Raw genomic sequence first — 6,000 nt, 5'->3', positions numbered from 1 at the left:
CAAAGCTCCATTTAAAAATAACCCTGTAATTAGTGTAAATGCTATGGGTAAAAATTTAAGTAAAGAATTAAATTATAAGAAGATTCCAATTCAATTAACTCTTGGTAAAACAAGGCTAAATCCATATTTGTTTGAAGCTGTCAGTATATTGGCAAAAGGCACTCCTTATGCAAAAATAAAATGGAGCATTGTCGGCGATGGAGTACTTCCAAAAGAAGATCTAATTCCAAAATATTTTGATAGTAAAGGTGTTGCGCTAACTAAGTTTAGAACAATTAATCCTACTACTCGTCCGGTAACAGTAAGCGTTGAGTATGAAGATGGAAGTGAAAAAGCTAGTGAAACAGCTATATTTAATGGTCCAATTCGTCCAAGAATAAATGTAAATAATATTCCATTTGATACAGGAGCAACTATAGAGCTATATGGACTAATTCCAAACTCTAGTGTAGATGTTCAACCAGATCAGTATCTTGGTTATACTAATTTTGTAAATAAAGGCACGCTTCATACTGATGATAAAGGTTCAGTTTATTTAAATTTTAAACCTATTGGAAAAGTTACTGAACACACCGGTAGAATTTTTAGTCTTAAAGTGAAATATAAAGAATGGGATGGAGCTGATTCTGAAGCAATTGTAGGAAGTATTGAGGTGCAAAAACGCATTCATGCAATATATGATACTTGGAAAGATCCTGCTTCATGCTACACCAGTGCAACTTTAACATTAACCGATGGAATTGCAGGAGAAAAAGTTGATTTTGATGGAACCAAACTCGATGTTGGCCTTGGTCAAACTGTGCCAATTATACAAAGATGGGATAAAGAATTTGATAATTCTGGTGAAGCAAAAGTTGTAATATCAACTACATGGTGCACTAAACCATTGACCGATACTCCTACTTTTACAATGAGATTTAATACTTTAGGTGTAAATGTCACAGAAACACGAGCGGTTACTTTTGGTGGTGGAGATCATGAAAGATTTTATTAGTCAGATATATAGGCACATTTTATAATGTTGTGGAAAAAGAAAGAAATATATGCCACTGTATAATTTTGCACAATTTCTATCTCTGTTAGCCCAGCTTTCAGAGGTAGATATTAAAACTCTTATGGAATATAAAGATTTATTGTTAAAAGCGTTATCACCTTTAAACGAAGTAGAAAGATTTAATGCAAAAGAATGTATGCAACTTATTAACACTCTTGAAGAAACTTTTTTAGATAAACTCCAAATAGAAGAAAGCAAAAAGAAAGAAATTTGTAAAAATATTATCAAAATACTAAAAAATCATTGGAAAATGTTTTTTTGAAAATCAAGTTGTAATGCAAAATAAATGGTGGATTTAGCAGGACTCGAACCTGCGACCAACCGGTTATGAGCCGGTTGCTCTAACCAACTGAGCTATAAATCCGCCAGAAGTTAAAATAAAAATGTTATTATATCTTTATTTCCTTAATTTAAATTTAGAATTTTATTTTTACCGCTTTTTCTATTGCTAAATATCTAAAGGTTATTAAATTTTGTAAAATTCCAAAGAAAATCATAAAGGTAGCAAAAGAACTTCCCCCATGACTAAAAAATGGCATAGGTATACCAACAACAGGAGCAAAACCTATGGTCATTGATATATTTACCGCTACATATATGAAAATAAATAAAGCAATGCAATTTGTTACCACTCTTGTAAAATAATCATCTTTGAGCTTATAATTTAAACTCAATAAATGAAAAATGAGTAAGGTGTAAAGTAGTATGATTACAACTGCACCGATAAAACCAAATCTTTCAGACAAATATGCAAAGATAAAATCACTCGTAGAAATAGGTAAAAATTTAAAATGTGTTTGTGTAGCTTCATCTGCTTTTTTTCCGCTCAAACCACCGCTTCCTATTGCAATGATGGATTGTTTTACATGGTAACTTGGTTCTTCAGCTAAGAAATCATGAATTCTTTGTTTTTGATAAGGCTTTAAAAAATCACTATAAATAATAGGTGAGGCTATGGCTATAGCTAAAAAAATACTAAGCCAAATTTTATAATTTACCCCTATGATAAAAAGCGTTCCAAAGCCTACTATTAAAAGCACTAAAGCTGTTCCTAAATCAGGTTCTCCTGCTATAAGTAAAAATGGAAGCAAAATATAAAAACTTAGCTTTAAAAATTGTTTTAAGCCATAGCCATTAGGCGGTGGAGGATTTTGATAAATCAAATAAGCTAACATTAAAATAAAAGAGGGCTTAAAAATTTCAGAAGGTTGTATGGTAAAATGCGTAAAAGGTATTTCAAGCCATCTTCTAGCTCCAAGTTTTTCAACACCAAAAATATCCACACTTAAAAGTAAAGCTATATTAATCCAATATAACACAGGTATAAGCCACATTAGTCTTCTTAAGGGTAAAAAGAAAAAAAACGCAAATCCTGCAAAACCCACTAAAGTATAGATAAATTGTTTTTCAGCTAAGCGCGTATTTGCCTCATAAATTAAAAGAAAAGATATAGCTATGATAGGTAACACTAAAAGAGGTTGTACAAAGTCAAAATGTGTTAAAATTCTTCTATCGAGTTTTATCAAAGCTACCCTTTTTTTATAAAATATTACATAATTATATGCTAAAATTGCAAATTTTATCACAAGGAAATATAATATGCTAAAAATTTCATCACTTTGTGAAGAAAGATTGGATGTTTTTTTATCAGATATACTTAAGCAAAGTCGTTCGCAAGTTGCTAAACTAATCAAAGAAAACTGCATATATATTAATGAAAAAATAGAAAATAAAAGTTCTAAAAAAATAAAACAAAAAGATGAAATAAGTATTTTTTTACCTTTAGTAAAAGAAGCCAAAGAAAGCTACACGCCTGAGTTTGATGTAGAAATTTTATATGAAGATGATGATGTTTTAGTTTTAAACAAAGCTCCTAATGTTGTCGTGCATGGTGCAAGTAGTGTTAAAGAAGCGACTTTGGTGGATTGGCTTTTGCATAAGGGCTATGCTTTGTCAAATTTAAATGGAGAACATAGAGCAGGGCTTGTACATAGACTTGATAAGGGCACAAGTGGAGCTATCATCATAGCTAAAAACAATCAAGCACATCAATTTTTAGCAAATCAGCTTTTGGATAAAAGTATGGGTAGATTTTATCTTGCTTTGAGTGAATTGCCTTTGAAAAATGATAAAATGAGTAATGAAAAAGCTATTATGCGTTGTCCTAGCAATAGGCTTAAAAAAATTACTACAAATACTAAAAATCCTTTAGCAAAAAATGCAAAAACAGATTTTATAAATTTATTAAGTGCTAAAAATTGCTCTTTGATAGCTGCTAAGTTATACACAGGAAGAACTCATCAAATCAGGGTGCATTTAGCAGATTTTAATCGCTATATTTTAGGAGATGAATTATACGGATATAAAGGAAAAATAAAGTATAATAGAGTAATGCTTCATGCGTATTTGATTTATTTTATTCATCCTAGGACTAAAGAGTTGATGTTTGTAAAAGCTCCTATGTTTGATGATTTTTATCAAATTTTAAAAGAAAATTTTACACAAGGAGAGATAGATGAAAAAACTTCATTGGATTATCTTAAGTTCTGCTTTAGCTTTTAGTGCTTGTAGCGTAAGTTCACCGCAAATTGCTCAAGTAAATGATACTTTACCAAAAATATCAAGTATTAAAAGTATAAGTGATATTACAAGTATAGCGTTTGAATGGGAACCTTTGTATGATCAAAATATAGCAGGTTATTATATTTATAGAGCAAATGCAGCTGGTGCACCTATGGAGCTTATAGCAAAAATCAAAAATAAATTTCAAACTCACTATACTGATACAAATTTAGCACCAAATACAAGATATTATTATTCTATGAAAACCTTTAATGAACTTGGACAAGTTTCTCAAGATGGTGTAAGTATAGAAGCTTTTACAAATAGAGTGATTGATCCAGTGCCTTTTGTGCAAGCTATTGTTGGTTTGCCAAATCGTGTAAAAATAGTTTGGAGACCACATCCTGATGTAAGAGTAAATTCATACATCATTGAGCGTGCAAATATGAAAGATATGAAATTTAAAGAATTAGCTAGAATCAAAAATCGCTTAAGTGCTGAATATATAGATGATTCGCTAAAACCTGATGAAAGTTTTCAATATAGAATCATAGCTTTAACTTATGATGGTATTAAAAGCACTCCAAGTAAAATAGTAGAATCAACTACCAAAGCCCTTCCTCCTATGGTAAGTAATTTACAAGCAAGTAAAGACGCACCAAGAAAAATCATTTTAACTTGGGATAAAATTGATTATGCTGATTTTGCTTATTATAAAATTTATTCAAGTTCAACTACTTTTTTACCTTTTAGTGTGGTAGCTAAAACTTCTGAAAATACTTATGAAGATGTGGTTAAAGGTGTGGCTGAAAAAAGATATTATAAAGTTAGTATGGTCGATAAAGATGGCCTAGAAAGTCCTATAGCAAGTGAGCCTGTTGAAGGTATTACCCTAGGAGCACCATTAGCGCCAAGTATTGTTTTGTGTGCTGTTGAAGATGATGGTATTAGAGTAGAGTGGATTGATAATGATGATAGAGCTAAAGAATACATAGTTAAAAGAAGTGGTGGTGGAAGTAATGCTGTGTTTAAAGAGATTAAATCTAAACAATTAAAAGATATTACTGCAGCTCCTGGAAAAGTATATAGTTATGAAGTTATTGCAATTGATGCAAATGGCATAGAATCAAAAGCTTCTGATAAATTTACAGCAGTAAAATAATGCCAAATTTTAAGTGTAAAATTTTAAAAGAAATTCAACTTCCTTTTGAAAAAGATGGAGTTGAATTCTTATGGCTTGCCAAAGGTGAAAATGTTGATTTGCTTTTTACGCGTATAAATCAAGAAAAATTTTTTTTACAAATTAAAAAAGATGAAAAAAAACAAGAATGGCTTATAAAGGGTGAAAAACATACTAAGCCTTCACAAATTGGATATTTGCAAAAGGCTTTACTTGTATTTAAAGAAAATTTTACTCAAGATGTAGTTTGTGAAGCTGTGGCGCTAAAACACACAAGGTTAATCCAAAAAACACCTTTAATTGCTAATGATTTAAAAGAAATTTTAGAACAAATAAAAAATAAAAAACAAATTTATATTGAAATAGGTTTTGGAAGCGGTAGACATTTACTTTATCAAGCTAGGCAAAATCCTAATGTACTGATAGTTGGTATAGAAATTTACACTCCCGCATTAGAACAAGTAGCTAAACTTGCTTTAAGTGAAAATTTAAACAATGTTTTATTAATAGAAACTGATGCAAGATTATTATTAAGCGTACTTGAATCTAATCTTGTGGATAAAATCTTTTTGCATTTTCCTGTTCCTTGGGATAAAAAGCCTCACCGTAGAGTAGTGGGGTTAAATTTTGCAAATGAATGTGCTAGGGTTTTAAAAGAAGATGGACAATTTGAACTTAGAACGGATAGTTTTTTGTATTTTGATTTTACTTTGGAGACTTTTTTAACTTTCTCACATTTAAAAGCTTTAATCAAAAAAAATGAAAATTTAGAAATTTCAAGTAAATATGAAGATCGTTGGAAAAGACAAAATAAAGATATATATGATTTAATCATTAGTGGTTTTAGCAAGAGTAAAAGCTTGAATAAAAATCAAAAATTTGCTATTGAGGATTTAAAATTAAATACAAAAGAATTAGCTTGTATAAAAAAGAATTTTAAAAATGAAGTTTTTAAAGGCGAAGATTTTTTCTTGCATTTTGAAAAAATGTATATTAAAGATGAAGAACTTGTTATTAAAATAGCTTTTGGTGCTTTTTATAAACCTGAACATGTTTATATAGTATTAAACTTACAAAAGATAGAATTTATCTTTGAGCAACCTTTTAAAACTAAAGAAAATTTAAAAGCTATAGAAAAATTAAGAGAAATATTGTATTCTTATATTAAATAATAATGATTTAAATAATTATCAAACAAATGATA

The 6,000-nt window shown here is 29.6% G+C and carries 6 protein-coding genes and 1 tRNA gene; 5 read left to right on the top strand and 2 right to left on the bottom strand.

The window, feature by feature from the left end:
- The first annotated feature begins 127 nt into the window (after nt 1-127).
- Both L8V85_RS07145 and L8V85_RS07140 read left to right on the top strand, forming a co-directional pair.
- Nucleotides 128-994, top strand: a complete 867-nt coding sequence (locus L8V85_RS07145; RefSeq protein ID WP_263737738.1) for a hypothetical protein — start codon at nt 128-130, stop codon at nt 992-994.
- Between the two features lie 49 nt (nt 995-1,043).
- Nucleotides 1,044-1,316: a hypothetical protein gene (locus tag L8V85_RS07140; RefSeq protein ID WP_133319257.1), complete on the top strand. Its 273-nt coding sequence runs from the start codon at nt 1,044-1,046 to the stop codon at nt 1,314-1,316.
- Nucleotides 1,317-1,341: 25 nt separating this feature from the next.
- On the opposite strand, the gene L8V85_RS07135 is transcribed toward L8V85_RS07140, so the two are convergent.
- Nucleotides 1,342-1,418 (bottom strand) — tRNA-Ile (locus L8V85_RS07135).
- A gap of 52 nt (nt 1,419-1,470) precedes the next feature.
- Entirely contained in the window at nt 1,471-2,580 is a 1,110-nt protein-coding gene (locus L8V85_RS07130) for an FtsW/RodA/SpoVE family cell cycle protein (RefSeq protein ID WP_087700555.1), read from the bottom strand.
- A gap of 73 nt (nt 2,581-2,653) precedes the next feature.
- Here L8V85_RS07130 and L8V85_RS07125 point away from each other — a divergent pair, with 73 nt between their 5' ends.
- From L8V85_RS07125 to trmB, 3 genes are read left to right on the top strand one after another with little or no spacing between them, the layout of a single operon-like run.
- Complete coding sequence (locus L8V85_RS07125) at nt 2,654-3,616, top strand: RluA family pseudouridine synthase (protein ID WP_263737737.1); 963 nt, start codon at nt 2,654-2,656, stop codon at nt 3,614-3,616.
- Nucleotides 3,570-4,778, top strand: coding sequence for a ferrous iron transporter A (locus L8V85_RS07120; protein ID WP_220566341.1), 1,209 nt, complete (start codon nt 3,570-3,572; stop codon nt 4,776-4,778). Before L8V85_RS07125 ends, L8V85_RS07120 begins: the two co-directional genes overlap by 47 nt.
- Nucleotides 4,778-5,968, top strand: coding sequence for a tRNA (guanosine(46)-N7)-methyltransferase TrmB (gene trmB / locus L8V85_RS07115; protein ID WP_263737736.1), 1,191 nt, complete (start codon nt 4,778-4,780; stop codon nt 5,966-5,968). The genes L8V85_RS07120 and trmB overlap by 1 nt, the downstream gene beginning before the upstream one ends.
- The last annotated feature ends 32 nt before the right edge of the window (nt 5,969-6,000 follow it).

The sequence above is a fragment of the Campylobacter sp. IFREMER_LSEM_CL2090 genome, assembly GCF_025771865.1.
Taxonomy (GTDB): Bacteria; Campylobacterota; Campylobacteria; order Campylobacterales; family Campylobacteraceae; genus Campylobacter_D; species Campylobacter_D lari_D.
Note: the sequence above shows the minus strand (reverse complement) of the source record. Positions and strands in the feature narration are given on the sequence as shown.

Coding starts and splice junctions, on each gene's coding strand:
- L8V85_RS07125 (WP_263737737.1), top strand. CDS start 2,654: ATGCTAAAAATTTCATCACTTTGTGAAGAAAGATTGGATGTTTTTTTA.
- L8V85_RS07120 (WP_220566341.1), top strand. CDS start 3,570: ATGAAAAAACTTCATTGGATTATCTTAAGTTCTGCTTTAGCTTTTAGT.
- L8V85_RS07140 (WP_133319257.1), top strand. CDS start 1,044: ATGCCACTGTATAATTTTGCACAATTTCTATCTCTGTTAGCCCAGCTT.
- trmB (WP_263737736.1), top strand. CDS start 4,778: ATGCCAAATTTTAAGTGTAAAATTTTAAAAGAAATTCAACTTCCTTTT.